Below are 22034 nucleotides of genomic sequence, written 5' to 3'. Positions count from 1 at the left end.
GGTCCGCGGTTCGGCCGCTGGGCATCGAAACGATTACCTGGTGGGATAGCCTGGGAATACGACCTGCACGCTGAACACGAGGACACCATGCCCAAGTCGAAGGTCCGGAAGAAGACCGACTACACGATCAATCCCGCCAGCAGGACACCGGTGAAGGTGAAGGCAGCCGGTCCCTCACCGGTGTGGTACGTCACCATCATGCTGGGCTTCATGCTGGCCGGGCTGGTATGGCTGCTGGTCTACTACCTCGCGGCCGATCAGATCAGCTGGATGAGTGAGCTCAACGCCTGGAACTTCCTCATCGGGTTCGGGCTGATGGTTGTGGGTCTGATCATGACGATGCGGTGGCGCTAGCTCCGCTGGTCCGAGGCTTACATGGGTGTAATTAATGCACACCTGTGGATAAACCTGTGGATAACCTTTGGACAGAGGGGGACGACACAGCGTGCCGCACGAAAGCACGGAACCACGCCTGACCTGGACAACCCCGTTGCCCGCGCTGATCGCGGTCGGTATCGGCGGGGTGGTACTCGCGGCCGCCGCCGTAGCGACCACCGAGGCACCCGGGAAATTCCTGCTCGCGGTGGCGGCGGTGGTGCTGCTCGGACTGGCCGCACTGGGCGTCCGGCAGCGACCCAGGCTCGCGGTGATACCCGGTGACGAGCCGCTGCTGGTACTACGCACGCTCACCGGTGTCACCGAGTACAGCCGGAGCCGGATACTGCGCGTGCGAGTGGTCGGCTACCGGCGGCTGGGACGTAAATCGCCGATGTTGGAGATCGATGTGGATCACCTCGGCAACGAACGACTGTTCATCTTCGGCCGCTGGGATCTCGGCACCAGCCCGGAAGAGGTCTACGAAACCCTGCGCAAGGAACTGCGCCTGCGCGGCGAGGCCGCTCGCTGAGCGCTTCCTCAGCGCAGCGATACCGCCGCCAGCGCTGTGAGCACCACTATCACCACGGCCAGAGCCGCGAGCGCGACCACACCCACCAGCCGCGCCTTTTCCGGCGTACGGACCCGGGCCCAGGCCGGTAGGAACAGGATGCCGAGGGTGGCCAGGGTTCCGGCGGCGAGCCCGCCGAGATGCCCCCAGAGTGAGATACCGGGCAACGAGAAGCTGATGAAGACGTTGATACCGATCAGGATCAACATGCTGTTCGGATTCTGCCGCAACCGGATGAGGATCACCGTGATGGCGCCGAACAACCCGTACACCGCGCCCGATGCCCCGGCGGTGAGGCTGTTCTGGGCCAGTAGCATCACCGCCGCCGATCCACCGAGCAGCGAGATCAGGTAAACGGCCAAGTAGCGGGCCCGGCCGAGGACCAGTTCGATATCCCGGCCCACGATGTAGAGCGCGAACATGTTCAGCAGCAGATGGATCAGCCCGTAGTGCAGGAATCCCGATCCGAGTATCCGCCACCACTCACCGGCGGCGACCGCCGGCGGATACATCACCCAGTCGACGAACAACGCGGAAGCGCGCTCGTTTTCCATCACACTGCCCGACTGCGCCGCGGTGATGGCGTAGACCAGCACATTGAGGACGATCAAGGTGTAGGTGACGACCGGGACGGAGCTTCGGCCCGCCACCGATCCCGACACCGTCCGCACCTTCGGGGTATCGCGCTGGCCGGCACGCAAGCAGTCGACGCAGTGCTGGCCGACCGAGGCCGGACGCAGACATTCCGGGCAGGCCGGTCGGCCACACCGGGTGCAGGAGAGACCGGTGGGACGGTCGGTGTGCCGAACACATACCGGGGCCGGCGGCGAAGGTTGCTGCGGGTTCATCGCATGGCCCGTGTGGTCGGTGGTCGGACGAGCTCACGGCGCGCTGCCTGCCGGGTACGGCGTGTCGTACTCACCAGCCCATCGTGCCACGAGCGACGCGCGGCCGTGACGCGCCGGTGACCCACTCCACGCCCGGAAGAACGCGCTGAGCTGGCGATCTGCGTTATCCGGCGCGCTGTGCCAGAGTTGAACCATGAGCTCGAGGCCACCGCGTCAATCCGGTCGTTCCCGCTATCGCTTGCTGGCCGTCGCCGGGGTGGCGGCGGCGGGCGGTGCGGCGTGGCTGGCGCGTAGTAAGCGTCCGCAACCTCCCGAGCCGGCCGCCGCGCCGCCCCGGATCGGGTATTCCCGGAACAGCAGCGCGGCACCGGAGACCGGCACCCCCGCCGACGCCGAGGGCTGAGCGGTCTCAGCGGCTGACGGTCCTGCGGTACTGGCGCAGCGCCAGCGGTACGAAGGCGGCCAGGATCAACACCACCCAGATCAAGGTGGCCGCCACCGGGTGCTGCATCGACCAGGCCGTCGAACCGTCGGCGATCGGCGCGGTGTTGCCGAACAGTTCGCGAGTGGCCTGGGTGAGTGCGGATACCGGGTTCCATTCGGCGAACACCCGCAGCGGGGTGGGCAGGTCGTCCATCGGCACGAAGGTGTTGGCCAGGAAGGTGAGCGGGAAGATCACCATGAAACTGGCATTGTTGAACACCTCCGGGGTGCGCACGATCAGGCCGACCACCGCCATGATCCAGGAGATCGCGTAGGCGAACAGCAACAGCAGGGCATAGGCGAGCATCGCGTCGAACAACGACCCCCGGATACGCCAGCCGACCACCAACCCGGTCAGTGACATGACCACCAGGCTGACCACATTGATCACCACGTCGCTGACCGTGCGCCCGACGAGTACCGAGGACGGGGCCATCGGCAGGGACCGGAACCGGTCGATGATGCCCTTCTGCATATCCTCGGCGAGGCTGAGACCGGTGAATGTGGAGCCGAACACCACGGTCTGTACGAAGATGCCCGCGACGATGAACTCGCGGTAACCGCCTTCGAGCCCCGGTATGTCGATCGCGGTCCCGAAGACATAAGCGAACAAGAGCACGAACATGATCGGCGAGAGCGTGCTGAAGATCAGTACATCGGGCACCCGCTTGATCTTGATGACATTGCGCTTGGTAACGGTCAGGCTATCGCTGACCACCATGGAAATTCGTTCGGCCAAGGCGATGTTCTCCCGCATGTCCTCGGCCGCTGCCACCGCGGTCATCGGTCTCTTCCTTCCATTGCCTCGAGTTCTTCCGTCTTTCGCACCCCATCGGGCCCGGGGTGGTCCGCCGGCTCCGGCGCCCCGGTGGGATCCCGTGTCGAGTCGGGATCCCGGCTCTCCGGTTCCGTCGCACCGTTCACCGGGATCTCGGCCTCGTGGCCGGTCAGAGTGAGGAAGACGTCGTCGAGGGAGGGACGCCGCAACCCGATATCGTTGATCTTCACGCCGTGGTCGGTCAGTCGGCCGATGGCGGTTACCAATGCCTGGGAGCCGTCCCGTACCGGTACCACCATCCGGCGCAATCCGGGTTCCAGATGGATATCGCCGTCCGCGAGTACGGCCAGGGCCTGCTGTGCCACCGCGAGATTGTCGGCGTGATCCACGGTCAGTTCGATCCGGTCACCGCCGACGAGGGTTTTCAGTTCGTCCGCGGTCCCCCGAGCGATCACCTGCCCCCGGTCGATCACGGCGATCGCATCCGCCAGTCGGTCGGCCTCTTCCATGTATTGGGTGGTGAGCAACAGGGTGGTCCCCCCGGCGACCAACTCCTCGATAACGTCCCAGAGGTCCAGTCGGGCGCGTGGGTCCAGGCCGGTGGTGGGTTCGTCCAGGAACAGCACGGGAGGATCGGCCACGAGCGCTCCGGCCAGGTCGAGCCGACGACGCATACCGCCGGAGTAGCCCCGGACGGGGCGATCGGCGGCATCGCTGAGCCGGAAGCGCTCCAGCAGCTCCCGTGCGCGCTCTTTACTGCGTCGCGTGCCCATGTGGTAGAGCCGGCCGACCATCTCGAGATTCTCGAAGCCGGTGAGGTATTCGTCGACCGCCGCGTACTGGCCCGAGGCGCCGATCCGGGAACGAAGAGCGCGAGGGTGGGCGAGCACATCGATACCGGCGACGGTCGCCCGGCCCGAATCGGGGACCAGCAGGGTGGTCAGCACCCGCACGGTGGTGGTCTTACCGGCCCCGTTGGGACCGAGCAGGGCCGTCACGGTGCCCTCAGGCACCGTGAGATCCAGTCCGTCGAGGGCACGTACGTTTCGGCCGTAGTTCTTGACGAGACCCTCGGCGACTATTGCGTCGGGCATGATTCTCCTGATTCGGGGAGCGGTCGGGACGAGTTCGTATTCGCCGGCGGTCTCATGCCACCGACCCGGAGCGCTTTCGGCAACCGGCCGATATCGAGTCAGTATCGTCTCGGCGACCGAGGTTTTCATCCGATTTATCCGGTTCCCCGAAGACCGCCCGCGATGAGAAAGGCCGTTGCCCGACGTGACCGCGCCCCGGGGAGCCGGTACACGGGGCCACCGATCCGGAACTCGCTCCGGCGGCCCATGTAGCCGCGCGCGGCGGAGCACTCGACTCGGCGGACGCCGATACGCGGATCGGCGGGCCCGAGGGCAGGTACCGGTACTCATGGCCGCGGCGCATAGCGGCATGATGGCAGCACGGTCCGACAGGTTCGCCGGTCGCGACTCTCGCAGGTGTTGCACCGGCCCCGGACCATGCGGTACCGACAGCTCTTCGAAGGCATAAAACAATGGACGGCAAGGGTTTCGAGCGTCCAGCAGGGCCGCTCCGAAGCATCCGCACGAGCCGGAGACGGCACCACGAAAGCATGCTCACAAGCCTGTGACCTGCGCCAGAAAAAGTTCGAAACTCTCGAGCCCCTTGTGCACGCAAACCACGGATATCGCGTAGGATCGAACGCGTCGGCCCCTCCCCCCCGGGCCGACCTTACGCGGGCCTCGGCTAACTCCCCCCCTTCGCCGAGGCCCGCTCTCATATCCGGGCCCAGGTCACCATCGGCCGTACCGTCGCACAGGTCACTCGGATTCGATCGACTTCACCAGCTCGCGCCCGCGGAACGCACGGCGCCCGCATACCAGCGCAATGGTGAGATATTTGGAGTATCATCGTCTCAACAGATCAACGCAGTAGATCAAGGGAGATCCGCATGACCGCGTCCGTCGACGTCGCAGCCAGCGACACCCCAGCTCCGGCCGAGCGACGCCCGTTCGGCCCCGGCACCCGGACCTGGGACGAAACCGGCCTGATCACTTTCTCCCTCACCGCGGGCTCGGCATTCCTGTTGCAGACCATGGAGCCCACCATCTCCGCGGTGGTGGATGCCCACTCCACCTTCCGCACCGACCCTGTCGGTCGCGCGGTACGCAGCCTGTCCGCCGTGATGATGTGGACCTACGGGGGCGAGGAATCGCTCGGTGAGACCGAGCGGTTGCGCAAGATGCATGCCACCCTCAACACCACCGACGCCAAGGGCGTACGCCATACCGCCCTCTCCAGCGGGCCCTGGGCCTGGGTACTGCACACCGGCACCTTCGCCTTCGCCGAGAACGCGAAATACTTCGCCAAGCGGCCGCTCACCGAGGTCGAGAAAGAGGAGTACTACAGCGAGGCCCTGCAGCTGATGCGGAACTTCTCGGTACCGCCCAAGGAACTCCCCGCCACCTACGCCGACTTCGAGAAGTTCTTCGCCGAGCAGGTGGAGAACCATCTGGAGGCCACCCAGACCGCGCAGGACTACCTGAAGGTCATCCGGACCATCGCGCCGCCGACCCAGTTGCCGCGAATCCTTCATCCGCTGTGGCGGACGGTAACCGGCCCGGTGGGCCGGATGCAGTACTTCGTCACCGTAGGCACCACCCCGGAGGCGGCACGGCGGAAACTGGGTCTCACCTGGAGCGATTCCGACGAGCGCAAGCTGCGGATCCTCGGCTGGTTCATCGCCCGGCTGCTGCCGCTGCTGCCGGAACGGTTGCGCTACTTCCCGATCGCCTACGAAGCCCGCAAGCTCGAACGCGATAAAGCGCGGCTGCGCAAGGTCATCGACGCCCGGCCACTCTGATCTCTCCGGATACCGCTTTCACACTTCTCGCCGGCCCCGGGTCCTGTGGATCCGGGGCCGGCGACGTATCGTCGCGCGACGTGCGAACACGAATGCTCCCGGCGCAAGCCGTGATTCCACGGCCGAGGAGCCGGGAAGCACTTCCGTGACGGTTACAGCGGGTCGATACCGACAGCGATATCGTGCGGTCCGCCCGCCTTGTCGGGCCGCACCGTCACCGCCTCGTGGCCGCGCGGCCGGACGGTGCTGACGAACAGCACCGGCTGACCCGCGTGCAGAGTCCGATAGCCGTCGGTTTCGATGCACCGGTATTCCACGAAGACCTGTTCGGTTCCGTCATCGGGTTTGATGTAGCCGAACCCTTTTTCCGAGTCGAACCAGAAAACCCTCCCCCGTCTCCAATCCGATCCGTCGCTCCCGGGCACGGCGTTGGCAGCGGGCATTACAGGTTCTCCACTCGTTCCAACAGGGTCGACATCCTCAAACCTACGCTTCGGCGCCGCTCCCGTCACGGGCGACTCCGATGTGCACGCGAATGCCGTCGAGGTTCGCGGCGAACCTCGGATCTCCGGCGACCCGCCGGACCCACAGACGGCTTCCGACGCACCCCGCCCGAGGTGAGCCATGGCCTGTTGTCTATCGAAATAATAGTTGATTACATCATTTTGATAGACAACAACTTGATCGAATCGACCGTCCCCGAGCGCCCACAGCACCGGAGATGCCTCTATCGAAACGATTCTTGACTCCATCATTTCGATAGATAACCCTGGTCAGGTGGTGATCAAGAAGAACCCTTTGGGCCCTACCGGGGATACCGTGCGCGAAAATGTCCTTCGATACCGCACTCGGCTGAACCTCGGCTACGCCGATCTGGCCCGGCGCCTGGAGGAGTTGGGCCGGCCCATTCCGGTTCTCGGATTGTCGCGGATCGAGCGCGGGGAGCGCCGGGTCGACGTGGATGATCTGATGGCTCTCGCGGTCGCACTCGGCGTCTCTCCCACCAGCCTGCTCCTACCGGACACCACCGACTCCGGCGATCCCGTTACGGCCACGGGTATAGCGGGTACGGCCGCCGATCTCCTGGGTTGGCTGCGGCTCTACACACCGTCGGCACATATCGGAAAACCGTTCGCGGAACGCTTCGTTCGCGATGCCATCCGTTTCATCGCCGACGCTCGTCCGCGCTGGGATATCGAAAGCCTGACCCTCGAACAACTTCCCGGCGTGGATCATCAGGAATACGCCGCGACGATCACCGAGAAAACGCGCCAGGCCGGTACCCGCGGGGACAGCGGCGGCACGCGCGTATAACCCCCTGCCGGTCCCGGGGCGAATCAGAAAACGGGACCGCAGGGGGCGCCCCGGCTTTCGACCGAGCCGGATCACCGGACCCAGCTCCGGCAACCTCCGGCAGCTGTGCCGCGCGCTGAAAAACGCCATGAGCGAAGGTATCGCGGTCCGCGGGCGGGCCCGGGCAGAACGACCCGGGCCCGCACACCATCTTCTCGGAGCTCAGGCAGCAGCCGACCGCAGCAGCTCGAAGATCGGCACCGGCCGCCCGGCCGCTTCGGATGCCGACAGCGCCCGCCGCCACAAACCCTGCGCGGTCCGGGAGAGGGTGGCATCGACACCGGCTTCCTCGCTCGCGTCGATGACGTGCTGCGCACCCGCGTCCATCATCCGGAAGGAGGCGAGATCCCCCCATCCCCCGCTCTCGGCGGCCTCCGCGTACTGGGTCATGAAGGCGGGGAACGCCTCGCTGAAACGCAGTGCGTACGGGAGGAACCGGCCGATCTCGTTACCCGAGCCGGCGATCACGGCCAGCGCCTGGTCGTACGCGAGCATCCAGGGATGGAACACGGTCAGCAGCGCCTGGTAGAAGACCTGCGCCAGGCCGTCGTCCGCGCCCAGGTACTCCTGCGGGCTCAACGGCCGGAGTAGTTCGGCACAGGCATCGAAAACCTCTCGCGGCCCGCTGTAGAAGATGTAGGACGCCGGGTGGGTGATGTCATCACCCACCGACATGAAACCGCCGGAAAGGAACCGGGCCCCGTGGGAACGCGCCCAGGCCGCCGCCTTTCGGGCATTCTCGGGCGAATCGGAGGAGAGGTTGGCGATCACCTTCCCCGTCAGCCGGTCGGTGGCTCGGCCGAGGACGTCGTACATCGCGGCATAGTGGGTCAGGCTCAGCACGATCACCTCGTTGGCGTCGAGCGCTTCGGCGACGGTGGGGGCCCGTTTCGCACCCTCGCGCACCATGGCCTCCGCTTTCGCGGCGCTGCGATTCCACACGGTGACCTCGACGCCGGCCGCGAGGAAAGCGCGGACCATCGCCTGGCCCATGGGCCCCAAACCGATAACGCTGACCGACCGGGTGTTCTGGTGAGACATCGGGGTGTCCTTTTCCGTTTCCGTAGTGGTTCAGAAGGTTCGGCGCCGATATCAATGCTGGTACGCGCAGGTAGAGTCGAACAAGAACGCACTTTCGGGTGGGGTTGCTTACCGCGAGGTCCGTAACGAGGTGAGGAGGACACGGTGACCGTTGCCCGTGACGCGGATCACGATATTTGCGGTATGTCGCTGGCCATCGATGTGGTCGGCGGCAAATGGAAAATGCATCTCATGTGGGTGCTCGGCGAGGACCCACAGCGGTTCGGGCAGATCCGGCGCACGCTCGACGGGGTGAGCGAGAAGGTACTCACCGAGAACCTGCGGCAGCTGGAGGCCAGCGGGGTGGTGCGCCGGGAGGTGTACCCCGAGGTCCCGCCTCGGGTCGAATATTCGCTTACGCCGCTCGGCCGGGACCTGGCCCGAGCATTGCGGCCATTGGAAGAGTGGGGCGATCGCCACCGCGACCACCTGTTGAACGCGATCTGCCGCCCCCAGCAGATCGGAAGTGGAGCCTAGGGGAATCGAACCCCTAACCCCTGCCTTGCAAAGGCAGTGCTCTGCCAATTGAGCTAAGGCCCCGAGCGGATATGCGGACCGGCCCGCAAGTCGCCTGCGAAACAGTAGCGTTCCGGCACGTACACCGTCAAACAAGGGTACCCGCCGACCGCGACCGCACTCACCGCCGCAGTGCGCCGACCGCCTGGAACTCGGCCTCCCGGCCCTGCATCTGTTCCCGGTACCAGTTCTCCCGGTGCCACAGCATGAGCTGTTCGTGGACACGGCCGAGCGGCGGGATGCGGCGCAGTAGCTCCAGGAGAGCGACCAGCGGGATCCGGGCGATCGGTAGCAGAATCCAGGGAAAAGCGGCCGGCATCCGGTAGTTGCGGCGGGTGGTGGGCAGCATGTACAGAGCCGGATAGGCGGAATTGATCCGATAGTTGTAGTGCGCCCGCAAGCGGGCGAGACCGCGGTGCTCCGGCCGGGGCGCGAAGGCGGCGGGATACGACTCGATCAACTCCGCGCCCTGCGCGCCGGAGTCGTGGGCCCGGGCCACCATGGTCATCGCCATGACCCGCAGAGTGTCGGCCACCGTTTCCGGATGCCAGGTCAGGCGTACGCCCAGCAGGTACCCCATGTACTTCTGGAAATGCAGCAGCGCCCGGAACTCACCGGGGGTGGTCTGGTAGCCGAGGGCCCACAGGCCGAGCCCCGGGATGGTGCTTCCCGCGATCAGGGTCAGCAGTTGGTAGGTCTGGCTGATCGGCAGGCCCCACCGCTCGATATCCCATTCCGGATGCCGCATCACCCCCGACCGCACCGAAACGTGCATGATCCGGACCTTCAATGCTGTGGCCCGCCCCGCCGACCCCGGCGTCAGCAATGCGCCGGGCCGGGAGACGTCCATCCAGAAGCGGCAGGTTTCCAGGAAGCGGCGCAACGCGCTGTCGCCGGCATAGCCACCCGCCAGCGACAGCGGGGTAGCGACCGCGGCCTCGGTGTACATCTCCAGGGTTTCCGCACCGGCGAAATTGAAGAGCATGGTGCCCCAGCGGCGCCAGACGGCGGCGCCCCGCTCGACGAGTTCGGGCTGGACCCAGTCGGGAACAGTGTCGAATTCCGCGAACAGCGCCCGCATGGCCTCCGGGGGCTCGGGGATACTCTCGATACCGTCACGCAGGGCGGTTTCGAGCAGTTGCCGTCCATCCTCGCGGCCGGGCCCGCTACGCATCACCTCGGCGACGAACCGTTCGGCCACGGGGTCTCCCGAGAACATATCCGCACACAGCGCCCGCGCCTGTTCGTCTGTGGGAAAGAGTTCGGATCCGGTGAGCAGGCGCACGAGTCGTTCGGCACGCCGCACCCGCGGGTTCTCGCGGGCACTCCAGTAACCGAAGGCGGTCGGGCAGCCCCTCGTCGCGCGTTCCGTGTTCTCGTCCGGGTCCACCGTTGGTACCGACATCATTTCTCCTCGCCGGTCCCCGCCCGGACAACCAGGTCGGCGACTGCTGCCATATGCCGGCGGCGCGGCACCCTGCCGCGACCACTCGCCATACCGAAAAGTATGGACCATACAGTACTGCTAAGTATGGAAAATGGGAGCGAAACGCGACTCCCGTTTCGGGACAGTGCCGGAATCCGTTCCGCACCGGCTCCTCGAACACCGAATACACCAAGGCCGCGAGCCGTCTCCCCTACCATCGGGGTATGAGACCCAGCTCTGATCCATTGGACCGATGACGGCGGATTCGACCTCTTCGCTCCCCGGCCCGCCCACCGAGCGTCCCACCAGGCCCAGATCGAAGAAGGCCCAGGCGCAGCAGCGTCGCCGCCGATCCTCCACCCGGCTGTCCTACGACGATTGGGTGGACGGTGCGCTGGGCCTCCTCGCCCGCGAGGGTGTCGGATCGATCCGCATTCCGCGGTTGTGCCAGGAACTCGGTGTCACCAAGGGCAGCTTCTACTGGCATTTCGACGATATCGACCAGCTCACGGCGGCGATGGCGGACCGCTGGAGCGCGATACAGAGCGAAGCGGTGCGGGAATTGGGCGCCTTCGCGGCGATTCCGCTGGAGGAACGTATCGAGAAGATGGCGGCGATGCTGGTCGATCACCGTCATTGGATGGTGGAAACGACGGTACGTGAATGGTCGCGGAACAATCCCAAGGTGGCGGCCGCGGTACGCACCCTCGATCAGCGGGTCTTCGAAACCCTGCGCAACACCATGCTCGATCTCGGTTTCGACGAGAACCAGGCCGCCCTGCGAGCCGGTGCCATGGTGTACATCGGGCTCGGCCTGATCCACGGCCGGGACAATCTACCGACGCCCACCACCGAGCAGGTGTACTCGGTGGTGGAACTGCTGGCCCGGCCGTGAATCACACAGCTACCCGGCTCCTACCGGGCATTCCGGTAATGATGTCGGACGTCGACCGCGGCGAGATCAGCGCGTGGTGACCTCGTGCCAGAGATCGGCATCGTCACGCCGGCGCAGTTTGTTGATCCCGATGAGAACCGCAGCGACAATTCCGATGGTGAGAACGTATTTCATGGATAAAGCCTAACTCCGGACGGTCCCGTGACCCGCACCGGACAGCGAATCGGCAAATGCTACGAAATACGCTGGAAAAACAACTCGACCCTCGAACCATATCGGCTCGAGGGTCGTTGCGATATATCGAGAATGTGGGTCTAGGAGGACTTGAACCTCCGACCTCTTCGTTATCAGCGAAGCGCTCTAACCGCCTGAGCTATAGACCCGCGGGTTCGTATCCGAACCGCGATAGAGATTACCCGACCAGATCGCCTAGAACCAAAACCGCTGGTCAGGGGACTGTAAGTCCACCGAAAACACCGGCGGCCGGCACCCGCACCGGGCACCGGCCGCCGCGTGGAGCGGGTGATTCAGTCCGGGTCGGCCAGAGTGACCTGGATACCGCCGACCATATCGCAGCACTGGTTGTAGATGAACGTGCCGACGGTCGCCAGCGCGGTGAACAGCACGACATTGATCAAACCGATCACCCCGGCATAGCCGAATACCGTACCGGCGTCGATGAGGCCCACCGACCCGCTGTCCGGCGACACCATATCGGTGAAGGTGCTGTTGAGCCGTTCCCAGACGCCCATGCCCGCCAGCACCATGTACAGCAGCGCGACCGCGATCATCCACACGAAGAACATGGCGACGCTGATCACCAGGGTGATCTTCAGCGTGGACCACGGGTCGATCCGGCGAACCTGCACGGTCGCCCGCAGCGGTTCACCGCCGAGAATCGCCTGCGGCAGGCTTCGGGCGGCCGGCTTCGGAACCGGCGCCACGGGCGGCGGATTATGCGGAGCGTGCGGTACGTGCGGAGGCTGCTCGGTGGGCAGCGGATGCCGGATATCGGACAGATCCGGCATATCCTTCACCAGTTCGGGCCGGGCGATACTGCGGGTGGGCCCGTCCAGGCCAACGGATTTGGCCATGGCCGCTTCTTTACGCGCCGCCTTGGCCGCCAGATCACTGGTCGTGCGGGCGTTGGTGACCCCGCCGCTCAACCCCACTCGCTGCTGTCCCCCGCTGACAGGCATATGCCCCGGGCGGGACAGATTCGACTGAGGCTCCCGCTGCGGCAGATTCGACTGAGGCTCCCGCTGCGGCAGATTCGACTGAGGCTCCCGCTGCGGCAGATTCGACTGAGGCTCCCGCTGCGGCAGATTCGACTGGGGTTCCCGCTGCGGTAGCTGGGACCAGCCCTCCTGGAAGCGGCCCCCTTCCGCGCCGCCACCGTTACCGCCCTGCTGGTCGCCGGTACCACCACCCTGCGGCCCGCCACCGGGCGGGCCGCTGGGCTGCGCAGGATTGCGATCCCCCTGCGCATTGGGTGACTCGGCCGTGAATTCGCCTTGCTGCTCCTGTTTTTCGGGCTGCAGACCACCGGCGGGCGCCCCGCCCGGCTGGCCGCCACCGGCCTGCTCGTTGTCCGCGGCATCACCCGGCCGCTGGATCGGGCGCGGCGGGATCGGTGACGGGGTGACCCGCTCGGTCACACCGTTCGTCTGCTGCCGCTCGTCGCTCGGCTGTTTCGGAGTGGTCAATGGGAATCCTCGGATCCGTTCTTTGCCGCCGATATGGGTTTACTGGTCGGGAGAACCGCCGCCGTCGATCTGCTCGGGTTCGTCGGCGTTACGTGCGATCGCAAGCAAGGTATCGCCCTCGGCGAGGTTCATCAATCGCACGCCTTTGGTTTGCCTACCGGCCTTACGGACCTGCCGGGCGGCGGTGCGAATAACCCCTCCACTGGAGGTGATCGCGTACAGTTCGTCGTCGTCGTCGACGATGAGCGCACCCACCAGGGTGCCACGCCGGGTGTCGTACTGGATCGTCAATACACCTTTTCCGCCGCGCCCCTGGGCGGTGTATTCCTCGATGGCAGTCCGCTTGGCATATCCGCCCGAGGTGGCTACCAGCAGATATGTCCCATCGCGGACCACATTCAGCGACAGCAGGGCATCGTCGGCATTGAACCGCATGCCCTGCACACCGGAGGTGGCGCGACCCATCGGGCGCAGCGCCTCGTCGGTGGCGGAGAAGCGGATCGACTGACCCTGCGCCGATACCAGCAGCAGATCGTCATCGGCGGAACACAGTACGGCGCCGACCAATTCGTCGTTGTCGCGCAGGTTCACCGCGACGATGCCACCGCTGCGATTGGAATCGAAGTCGACGAGGCGCGACTTCTTGACCAGGCCCTTCCGGGTAGCCAGAACGAGGTAGGAGGCATCCTCGTACGACTTGATCCGAATGATCTGGGCGATCTTCTCATCCGGTTGGAAGGCCAGGAGATTCGCCACGTGCTGACCGCGCGCGGTGCGGTTGGCCTCGGGCAATTCGTATGCCTTGGCACGGTAGACACGACCCTTGTTGGTGAAGAACAACAACCAGTCGTGGGTCGAGGTCACGAAGAAGTGCTTGACGATATCGTCCTGCTTCAACCCGGCACCCTGCACACCCTTACCACCGCGTTTCTGGCTGCGGTAGAGATCGGTCTTGGTGCGCTTGGCATAACCGGTCTCGGTAATCGTGACCACCACGTCCTCGCGGGCGATCAGATCCTCGTCGGCGACATCACCGTCGGCGGAGACGATCTGGGTACGGCGGTCGTCCCCGTAGCGCTCCACGATCTCGGCCAGCTCGTCCTTGACGATCGCGCGCTGGCGTTCCGGCTTCTCCAGAATGTCCTTCAGATCGGCGATTTCGGCTTCGAGCTTGGCCAGTTCGTCGACGATCTTCTGCCGCTCCAGCGCGGACAGGCGCCGCAACTGCATATCCAGGATAGCGGTCGCCTGGATTTCGTCGATATCGAGTAGATCCATCAGACCGGTGCGCGCGGTATCGGTATTGGCCGAGCGGCGGATCAGCGAGATGACCTCGTCGAGCATATCCAGCGCCTTGACCAGGCCGCGCAGGATATGGGCCCGCTCTTCCGCCTTACGCAGCAGGTAGCGGGTGCGCCGGATGATGACTTCCAACTGATGGTTCACATACAGCCGGATCATCTGATCCAGCCGCAGGGTACGCGGCACACCCTCGACGATGGAGAGCATATTCGCGCCGAAACTGGTCTGCAGCTGGGTGTGCTTGTAGAGGTTGTTCAGCACGACCTTCGCGATCGCGTCCCGTTTGACGGTGACCACGATGCGCAGGCCCACCCGGTCCGACGATTCGTCGTGGATATCGGCCACACCGGCGATCCGACCGTCCTTGACCTGCTCGGCGATCGCGTTGATGAAGTTGTCGGTGTTGACCTGGTAGGGCAGCTCGGTGATGACGATGGTGGTGCGGCCGCGGCTGTCCTCCTCGATCTCCACCACACCGCGCATCCGGATGGAACCGCGTCCGGTGGTGTAGGCGTCGTGGATACCCTGGGTGCCGACGATCAGGCCGGCGGTGGGGAAGTCCGGTCCTTTGACCCGCTCCATACAGGCGGCCAGAGTGGTTTCCTCGTCGGCGTCGTGGTTGTCCAGCGCCCAGTAGATGGCCTCGGCCAGCTCGTTGAGGTTGTGCGGCGGAATATTGGTCGCCATACCGACCGCGATACCGTTGCTGCCGTTCATCAGCATATTCGGCACACGGCTGGGCAGGACCACCGGTTCCTGGGTCTTGCCGTCGTAGTTCGGGATGAAATCGACGGTCTCGTGGTCGATTTCGCGGAGCAGCTCCATGGCCAGCGGGGTGAGCCGGCATTCGGTGTAGCGCATGGCGGCGGCACCGTCGTTACCGCGACTACCGAAGTTGCCCTGGCCGTCGACCAGCGGGTACCGCATCGCCCAGGGCTGGGCCATCCGGACCAGGGTGTCGTAGATGGCCGAGTCGCCGTGCGGGTGGTAGTTACCCATGGTGTCGGAGACCGGACGCGCGGACTTCACGTAGCTGCGGTCGGGCCGGTACCCGTTGTCGTGCATCGCGTACAGGATGCGGCGGTGCACCGGTTTGAGGCCGTCCCGGACCTCGGGCAGCGCGCGGCCCACGATCACGCTCATCGCGTAATCGATGTAGCTGTTCTGCATTTCCTGCTGGATATCGACCGGTTCGATCCGGTCACCCGCGCTCTCGGGCGGCAGAGTTGTATCGGTCATGCGAATCTCCTAGGTACTGATGGATACGGTGGATCACCGCGCGCCGGTGCGCTGCGGGCGAACCACCGCTCCTACACGTCGAGGAAGCGGACGTCCTTGGCGTTACGGGTGATGAAACTGCGACGCGCCGCGACATCCTCGCCCATCAGGACGCTGAACAGTTCATCCGCTGCGGCGGCGTCGTCCAGCGTCACTTGCCGAAGTACGCGGACCGAGGGGTCCATGGTGGTCTCCCACAGTTCCTTCGGATTCATCTCACCCAGGCCTTTGTAGCGCTGGATACCGTCGTCCTTGTTGATCTTCTTCCCGGCCGCCAGACCGGCCTCGAGCAGCCCGTCCCGCTCCCGGTCGGAATAGGCGAACTCGGCCTCGGTGCGCTGCCACTTCAGCTTGTACAGCGGTGGCTGGGCCAGGAACACGTGGCCGTGCTCGATCAGCGGGCGCATGAACCGGAACAGCAGGGTCAGCAGCAGGGTGGAAATATGCTGGCCGTCCACGTCGGCATCGGCCATCAGGACGATCTTGTGGTAGCGCAGTTTGCTGAGGTCGAACTCGTCGTGGATACCGGTGCCGAACGCGGTGATGATCGACTGGACCTCGGCGTTCTTGAGGACCTTGTCGATCCGGGCCTTCTCCACGTTGATGATCTTGCCGCGCAACGGCAGGATCGCCTGGTACATCGAATCCCGGCCGGACTTGGCCGAACCACCGGCGGAGTCGCCCTCGACGATGTAGATCTCGGATTTGCTCGGATCCTTGGACCGGCAGTCGGCCAGCTTGCCGGGCAGACCACCGATATCGGTCGCGCTCTTGCGCCGGACCAGCTCGCGCGCCTTACGGGCGGCGACCCGGGCCTGCGCCGAGGACACCGCCTTGTTGACGATGGTCTTGGCATCGGCCGGGTTGGCCTCGAACCAGTGCGCCAGATGTTCGTTACAGGTGCGCTGCACGAACGATTTCACCTCGGTATTGCCGAGTTTGGTCTTGGTCTGCCCCTCGAACTGGGGCTCGCTCACCTTCACGCTCACGATGGCGGCCAAGCCCTCGCGGATATCGTCGCCGGTGAGGTTGCCGTCCTTGTCCTTGAGAAGCTTCTTGTCCTTCGCGTACCGGTTGACCACGGTGGTCAGCGCCGCACGGAAACCCTCTTCGTGCGTACCGCCCTCGTGGGTGTTGATGGTGTTGGCGAAGGTGTGCACCGACTCGGAGTATCCGGAGTTCCACTGCATGGCGACCTCGAGCTCGTGCCCGGTGCCCTTACCGCTGAACGAGACCACCGAATTGTGGATCGGCTGCTTGGTGCGGTTGATATGCCGGACGAAATCCTCCAGCCCACCCGGATAGTGATAGGTGCGGGTCTTCACCTTGTGCTCGGTGGCGGTGGATTCGCCCTCGCCGTGTTTGGGCGCCTCGGCGGTATCGCTGACCACCTCGTCGGTGACCTCGGTATCGCTGACCCGCTCGTCGGTGAGGACGATGGTGAGGCCCTTGTTCAGGAAGGCCATCTCCTGCAACCGGCGCGAAACCGTCTCGAAGTTGTAGGTGGTGGTTTCGAAAACCGCCGGATCCGCCCAGAACCGGATGGTGGTGCCGGTGGCTTTTGTCGGTTCACCTTGGATCAGCTGCCCCGGAACCGCGTCCTTGTAGGTCTGGGTCCAGTGGTAGCCGGCATGGTCGACCTCGGCCTCGAGCCGGCTGGACAGCGCGTTGACCACGGAGATACCGACTCCGTGCAGGCCTCCGGAGACCGCGTACGAATCGGAGTCGAACTTACCGCCGGCGTGCAGCTGGGTCATGACGACCTCGATGGTCGGAATGCCCTGGGCGTGCATACCCGTGGGGATACCACGACCGTCGTCGACGACCTGCACGCCACCATCGGCGAGGAGGGTGACCTCGACCTTGGTGGCATGGCCGGCCATCGCCTCGTCGACCGAGTTGTCCACGACCTCCCAGATCAGATGGTGCAGACCGCGCTCACCGGTGGAGCCGATGTACATGCCCGGGCGCATCCGTACCGCCTCGAGGCCTTCCAGGACCTTGATGGAGGAGGCACCGTAGTCCTGCTTTTCCGATGCGTTCGAACCTGGTGCTTTGGAGTCTTTGGCAGCCACTGGTCGGTAGCTCTCCTTACTTGCTGATCCCCGGGACGGCGGTGGGCCAGCGCACGTGGGCCCGGGTTGGATCAGAGGGCTGCACACAACGCGCCGAGGGTATCGCCGCTGACTTACGTTTCCATCCTACTTCGCGGCCCAACTTACAGTGCACCTGCGACACCCCTGACGGCAACGAGGACGGGGGAAATCGGACCGGCACGGGTCCCCTCGCGATGCGCGCGTTTCAGACCATCAGATTCGGCCTGAGAGTTTCCGTGGGCCGGTGCCCGCGAACGCGGGCGCGTTCCACGTGAAACCACGTGTTATCCGTAGGTGTCCCGCGGCCCGCGACCTCGGATATGCCGCTCGCCCTTGCGCCAGCTCGGCGCGGTGGGTCCCGTGATACGCAACGAGCGAACCACCCCGGGCCCGACCGCCGCGCCGATCTTCGCCAGCAGCTGCGCCTGTAACAGCCGTAACTGGGTGGCCCAGGCCGTGGACTCGGCGGCGACGCTCAGCACACCGTTCTCGAGTTTCACCGGCTTGGCGTGGTCGGCGATATCCTCGCCGACCACCCCGGCCCAGTGGCCGAAGACCGTGCCCTCCGCGACCTTGGTGGACCAACCGCGACTGCGGGCGATCGACGTGGCGAGTTTGGACAGCTGCTGCGGATCACGGTCGTCGGGGCGCGGACCGGACCATCCGGTGCGGCGACGGGCTCCGGTTCTGCCGCTACGGCGCGGCGACGAACGACCCTGGCCGATGGATTTGCCGCTTGCCCGCGCCGCCGCGCGGGCCTCTTCCAATGCTCGGCGAGCCAGATCGATTCCACGGAGCTCCGGCTCCGCCGGGGAGGGTGCGCCACCTGGCGTCGTGGGCTGGTCGGTCATCGCGGCTCCACTCACCGGTGTGAGTTATCCCCAGCCCCCACCGGTTTTTCTCTGGTTGTGCACATCCGACGACATCACCTCGGCACCGAAGCTCCCGAAACGGACAACCAACCACCCCAGTGAGCGTCTTTCCAGCTAGAGGCCGTTTTCCGATTGTCTGCGCGGGTTGCTGCCGAACGAAACCGGTCGCTACCCGGGGTGCGGGCCGACGACCTGGTGGAACAAGTTATCCACAGGCTGTGGATAACTTTGTATCGCACGTCGGATGGGATATCGGGCCGACGTACCGGCTCACTCTACGAACGCCCCGGCCCTCACGCAAGATGGGAATCGGTGCGTGGCCGTCGGGCCGGTGATTCGCCGCACAACGGCTCCGGTGGCGTGTCCGCGGGATGCGGTGTGGTCCCGGAGGGGCCCGGTTCGAGACGGGAGCAACGATGCTCGGGGTCCCCGGTCGTGGTCACTCGTAACACGGCTCCGGTCAGCTCCGCGGGTACGTCCTCGGGCACGGCGGCGGTGACCAGGACCTGCTCCGCCTCACCGGCCACCCGCGCCAGCGCGGTGCGGCGACGGCGATCGAGTTCGGCGAAGACATCATCGAGCAGCAGGACCGGTTCGGTACCACCGGCCCGCAGCAGCTCGAAGGCCGCCAGCCGCAGCGCGAGCGCGAACGACCAGGACTCCCCGTGGCTGGCGAAACCCTTGGCAGGTGTTTCACCGAGCATCAGTTCCAGATCGTCCCGGTGCGGCCCCACCAGGCAGACACCACGCTCGAGTTCCTTGGTTCGTGTGGCGGCGACCGCCCGGAGCAGCGTTTCCTCCAGTACCGCGGTATCGCCGGGCTCGGGCGGGCGCTGCGGATCGAGGAGCTCGCCGGGTAGTGCCGCGCTGCGGTAGCCGATGGTGGCCGGGCGGGACTCCGGAGCGAGCGCGGCATAGGCGCGGTTCAGATACGGATGCAGGTCGTACACCAAGCGCAGGCGCTCCGCGAGCAGCACCGCGGCGTGACCGGCCAGATGCCCGTCCCACACATCGAGTGTGCCGAGCTCCGCGCGGCCGGAGCGGCCGGCGGTTTTCAACAGGGCCGCCCGCTGCCGCAGGACCCGGTCGTAATCGGCACGTACCCCGGCCAGGCCGGGCCGGCGGGCAGTACACAAGTCGTCCAGGAAGCGGCGCCGCTCCCCTGGATCGCCGCGCACCAGGGCAAGATCCTCCGGCGCGAACAACACCGTGTGCAGGATGCCCAGGATCTCACGCGGCCGGCGCACGGGCGACCGGTTGATCTGCGCCCGATTGGCCCCGCCTCGGTTCAGCTCCACATCGATACGCAGTTCCCGGCCCAGGTGCACCACATTCGCGCCGATCCGGCCCCGGTCGGCCCCGGTGCGGATCAGCGGAGCATCGGCGGCGACTCGATGCGAGCCGAGGGTGGACAGATAGCCGAGCGCCTCGAGCAGATTGGTCTTGCCGTTACCGTTCGCCCCCAGAAAAACGCTGGGACCTGTGGATAACTCGATCTCAGCGTGCTCCCAAGATCGGAAATCGCGCAAGGTCAGAGCCCTGATATGCACTGCTTCACACCGTTCGCAAGACGACCACCGAGTTATCCACAGCTGTGGATAACTCGGTGCGGCCCAGGTCGGAGCGGCGGTTTGCGGAAGTATCGCCACCGCACGCGAGCGGGTTCACGGTCGAGACCAGGAGCCCGGTAAGCCGTACGGGTTCCCTGTGGATGGTCGCTTCCGAAACCACGCCCGCTCAGCCCGGCAGTCGGACCGGCATCAACAGGTAGATGTAATCGCTCTCCAGCGCGGGGTAGGCGCCGGATTCGAGCGGCTCCGGTTCCTCCTCGCGGGCCGGCAGCAGCACCGCCGGACGGCTCGGCGTGGTGAAGCCGAAGGTGACGCGATCGGAACGCAGTGCGGACAGCCCGTCGATGAGGTATCCGGGATTGAAGGCGATGGTGAGCGGCTCACCGCGGAAATCGGCGTTCAGCCATTCCTCGGCCCGGCCTGCGTCGTCACCTCCCGCCGACAGCAGCAGGCCCTCTCCGGAGAATTCCAGCCGTACCTGCGCCCCGCGCTCGGCGACGAGAGCCACACGTTTGATCGCCTCGGTGAGCATCGCGACCTCGAGCGTCGCGATAGAGGTGTGTTCCTTGGGCAGTAGCTGGCGGAACTTGGGGAATTCGGCGTCCAGCAACCGTGTGGTGGTCCGGCGGCCACCGTTGACGATCCCCAGCAGCCCATCGGCACCGGCTCCGGTGCCGAGCGACAGCTGCACCGGACGGTCGGCCGCACCGAGCGTCTTCGCGGCCTCGGACAGGGTACGGGCGGGGATGAGAACCGCGGTCTCGATATCGGTCCGCGCCGGCTGCCACTGGATATGCCGTACCGCGAGCCGGAACCGGTCGGTGGCCGCGAGAACCACCTGCGGGCCCTCGATCTCGACCCGGATACCGGTGAGCATGGGCAGCGTATCGTCGCGGCCGGCCGCGACGGCCACCTGACCGACCGCCTCACCGAACACCTCCACCGGCAACTCGCCGCTGGACTGTGGCACCTCGGGCAGTTGGGGATAATCCTCGACCGGCATGGTCGGCAGCGAGAACTTCGCACTGCCGCACTGGATCAGCACGCGGCTGCCGTCCACCGAGACGTCCACCGGTTTGTTCGACAACGCCTTGGTGATATCGGCCAACAACTTGCCCGACACCAGTACCCGGCCGGACCCGGCGACCTCCGCGGCGACCCGCATCTGAGCGGACACCTCGTAGTCGAATCCGGAAACGGTCAACCCGTCCTCGTCCGCGACCAGCAGGACTCCGCCCAGAACCGGGACCGGGGGGCGGGACGGCAGACTGCGCGCCACCCAGGCGACCGATTCCGCGAAATCCTCACGCGCGACCCGAAACTTCATGCCTGCAAGGTCCATCGCCCGAGGTGTCCTCTCCCGTTCAGTGTGGATCGGCGGCCGTACTGCCCCCGTGTATCCCGCCGCGCCGACTCCGCCGTCCGGGGGCGCGGCGATCGCTGTGGCTGCCGGAGCTCCGGCCGGCCACGGAGGTCTGGCACAGGCGACCGACATTAGACCGTACCGCGTTTCGCGCTACCGCTTCGGCTGCCCCTCCGTGTGCAGGATAGTCCTTCCGCCCTCGGCACCGACAGTCCGGCCACAACTGTCCGTCCTCGTGATCCCACCACCGCGGAAGAGTTCGGCGAGGCGTGGGAACAGCTGTGGATGGTGACGAAGGAACCGCCGGTCCCCTGTCCACAGTCGTCCCCTCGTATCGCTGTGGACAACCGAGTACGGCGGTGTCCGGCCGGCCGGAGTGAAGAGGGATACGGACCGGGCAGGAGTGCGCGAGAGCTCCATCGGTAGAGCTCCTCCGAAACGACGATCCCCGAACCACGCGGCGTGGCGGTGTCGTCCCGGCGTCGGCTCTCGGCTTCGATGACGTTCCTGTCGCTCTTCTCCTTGTCTCTGTCCGGCCCCGGATCGGTCCGGCGGTTCCTCGAGACTTGTCCACACATCCTGCTTTTAAGAGAAATTTTCTAGATGAAGAACAGGGGTAGTAATAGGTCCTGTGGAAACTGTGGAT

At 65.6% G+C, this 22034-nt stretch carries 20 protein-coding genes and 2 tRNA genes; 7 read left to right on the top strand and 15 right to left on the bottom strand.

Annotated elements, in window-relative coordinates; translation table 11 throughout:
• Positions 1-87: 87 nt before the first annotated feature.
• Both crgA and ACYR7D_RS06435 read left to right on the top strand, forming a co-directional pair.
• Positions 88-354, top strand: coding sequence for a cell division protein CrgA (gene crgA / locus ACYR7D_RS06440; RefSeq protein WP_459550052.1), 267 nt, complete (start codon positions 88-90; stop codon positions 352-354).
• A gap of 91 nt (positions 355-445) precedes the next feature.
• Positions 446-907 (top strand): PH domain-containing protein, encoded by a 462-nt coding sequence (locus ACYR7D_RS06435; RefSeq protein WP_459548704.1) that lies wholly within the window; start codon positions 446-448, stop codon positions 905-907.
• Positions 908-915: 8 nt separating this feature from the next.
• Here ACYR7D_RS06435 and ACYR7D_RS06430 read toward each other — a convergent pair whose 3' ends face one another.
• Entirely contained in the window at positions 916-1794 is an 879-nt protein-coding gene (locus ACYR7D_RS06430) for a rhomboid family intramembrane serine protease (RefSeq protein ID WP_459548703.1), read from the bottom strand.
• 193 nt (positions 1795-1987) lie between these two features.
• Between ACYR7D_RS06430 and ACYR7D_RS06425 the strand changes: the two genes are divergently transcribed.
• Positions 1988-2197 (top strand): hypothetical protein, encoded by a 210-nt coding sequence (locus ACYR7D_RS06425; RefSeq protein WP_459548702.1) that lies wholly within the window; start codon positions 1988-1990, stop codon positions 2195-2197.
• A gap of 6 nt (positions 2198-2203) precedes the next feature.
• Here ACYR7D_RS06425 and ACYR7D_RS06420 read toward each other — a convergent pair whose 3' ends face one another.
• Both ACYR7D_RS06420 and ACYR7D_RS06415 read right to left on the bottom strand, forming a co-directional pair.
• Positions 2204-3034, bottom strand: coding sequence for an ABC transporter permease (locus tag ACYR7D_RS06420; RefSeq protein ID WP_459550051.1), 831 nt, complete (start codon positions 3032-3034; stop codon positions 2204-2206).
• A gap of 23 nt (positions 3035-3057) precedes the next feature.
• Positions 3058-4149: an ATP-binding cassette domain-containing protein gene (locus ACYR7D_RS06415; RefSeq protein ID WP_459548701.1), complete on the bottom strand. Its 1092-nt coding sequence runs from the start codon at positions 4147-4149 to the stop codon at positions 3058-3060.
• Between the two features lie 869 nt (positions 4150-5018).
• Here ACYR7D_RS06415 and ACYR7D_RS06410 point away from each other — a divergent pair.
• Entirely contained in the window at positions 5019-5930 is a 912-nt protein-coding gene (locus ACYR7D_RS06410) for an oxygenase MpaB family protein (protein WP_459548700.1), read from the top strand.
• 152 nt (positions 5931-6082) lie between these two features.
• Here ACYR7D_RS06410 and ACYR7D_RS06405 read toward each other — a convergent pair whose 3' ends face one another.
• A complete protein-coding gene (locus ACYR7D_RS06405; RefSeq protein ID WP_459548699.1) occupies positions 6083-6373 on the bottom strand; it encodes a cold-shock protein in 291 nt (96 codons plus the stop codon).
• A 334-nt stretch (positions 6374-6707) separates the two neighbouring features.
• On the opposite strand from ACYR7D_RS06405, the gene ACYR7D_RS06400 reads away from it, so the two are divergent.
• The gene (locus ACYR7D_RS06400; RefSeq protein WP_459548698.1) at positions 6708-7244 is read left to right on the top strand and encodes a helix-turn-helix domain-containing protein; all 537 of its coding nucleotides are present in this window, start codon (positions 6708-6710) and stop codon (positions 7242-7244) included.
• Between the two features lie 201 nt (positions 7245-7445).
• Here the strand turns inward: ACYR7D_RS06400 and ACYR7D_RS06395 are convergent, their stop codons facing one another.
• Positions 7446-8324 carry an NAD(P)-dependent oxidoreductase gene (locus ACYR7D_RS06395; protein ID WP_459548697.1) on the bottom strand — a complete coding sequence of 293 codons (879 nt, stop codon included), beginning with the start codon at positions 8322-8324 and terminating at the stop codon, positions 7446-7448.
• 183 nt (positions 8325-8507) lie between these two features.
• Between ACYR7D_RS06395 and ACYR7D_RS06390 the strand changes: the two genes are divergently transcribed.
• A complete protein-coding gene (locus tag ACYR7D_RS06390; RefSeq protein WP_459550050.1) occupies positions 8508-8840 on the top strand; it encodes a winged helix-turn-helix transcriptional regulator in 333 nt (110 codons plus the stop codon).
• Here the strand turns inward: ACYR7D_RS06390 and ACYR7D_RS06385 are convergent.
• Positions 8831-8903, bottom strand: a tRNA-Ala gene (locus ACYR7D_RS06385). The two genes, ACYR7D_RS06390 and ACYR7D_RS06385, sit on opposite strands and share 10 nt — an antisense overlap.
• Positions 8904-9000: 97 nt before the next feature.
• Positions 9001-10287, bottom strand: a complete 1287-nt coding sequence (locus ACYR7D_RS06380; protein WP_459548696.1) for an oxygenase MpaB family protein — start codon at positions 10285-10287, stop codon at positions 9001-9003.
• Positions 10288-10558: 271 nt separating this feature from the next.
• Between ACYR7D_RS06380 and ACYR7D_RS06375 the strand changes: the two genes are divergently transcribed.
• Positions 10559-11200 carry a TetR/AcrR family transcriptional regulator gene (locus ACYR7D_RS06375; protein WP_459548695.1) on the top strand — a complete coding sequence of 214 codons (642 nt, stop codon included), beginning with the start codon at positions 10559-10561 and terminating at the stop codon, positions 11198-11200.
• A 66-nt stretch (positions 11201-11266) separates the two neighbouring features.
• Here the strand turns inward: ACYR7D_RS06375 and ACYR7D_RS06370 are convergent, their stop codons facing one another.
• The 8 genes from ACYR7D_RS06370 to dnaN form a co-directional block, all read right to left on the bottom strand.
• Positions 11267-11374, bottom strand: coding sequence for a DLW-39 family protein (locus tag ACYR7D_RS06370; RefSeq protein ID WP_459548694.1), 108 nt, complete (start codon positions 11372-11374; stop codon positions 11267-11269).
• A gap of 135 nt (positions 11375-11509) precedes the next feature.
• Positions 11510-11583, bottom strand: a tRNA-Ile gene (locus ACYR7D_RS06365).
• Between the two features lie 144 nt (positions 11584-11727).
• Positions 11728-12906 carry a DUF3566 domain-containing protein gene (locus ACYR7D_RS06360; RefSeq protein WP_459548693.1) on the bottom strand — a complete coding sequence of 393 codons (1179 nt, stop codon included), beginning with the start codon at positions 12904-12906 and terminating at the stop codon, positions 11728-11730.
• Between the two features lie 39 nt (positions 12907-12945).
• Positions 12946-15447, bottom strand: a complete 2502-nt coding sequence (gene gyrA / locus ACYR7D_RS06355; RefSeq protein WP_459548692.1) for a DNA gyrase subunit A — start codon at positions 15445-15447, stop codon at positions 12946-12948.
• A 71-nt stretch (positions 15448-15518) separates the two neighbouring features.
• The gene (gene gyrB, locus ACYR7D_RS06350; protein ID WP_459548691.1) at positions 15519-17561 is read right to left on the bottom strand and encodes a DNA topoisomerase (ATP-hydrolyzing) subunit B; all 2043 of its coding nucleotides are present in this window, start codon (positions 17559-17561) and stop codon (positions 15519-15521) included.
• A gap of 305 nt (positions 17562-17866) precedes the next feature.
• Complete coding sequence (locus tag ACYR7D_RS06345) at positions 17867-18433, bottom strand: DUF721 family protein (protein WP_459548690.1); 567 nt, start codon at positions 18431-18433, stop codon at positions 17867-17869.
• Positions 18434-18747: 314 nt separating this feature from the next.
• Positions 18748-20004 carry a DNA replication/repair protein RecF gene (gene recF / locus ACYR7D_RS06340; RefSeq protein ID WP_459548689.1) on the bottom strand — a complete coding sequence of 419 codons (1257 nt, stop codon included), beginning with the start codon at positions 20002-20004 and terminating at the stop codon, positions 18748-18750.
• 187 nt (positions 20005-20191) lie between these two features.
• The gene (gene dnaN / locus ACYR7D_RS06335; protein ID WP_459548688.1) at positions 20192-21367 is read right to left on the bottom strand and encodes a DNA polymerase III subunit beta; all 1176 of its coding nucleotides are present in this window, start codon (positions 21365-21367) and stop codon (positions 20192-20194) included.
• Between the last annotated feature and the right edge of the window lie 667 nt (positions 21368-22034).

The organism is Nocardia sp. X0981, from assembly GCF_977089955.1.
The sequence above is the reverse complement of the archived record's forward strand: the minus strand, read 5'-3'. Positions and strand labels throughout refer to the sequence as shown.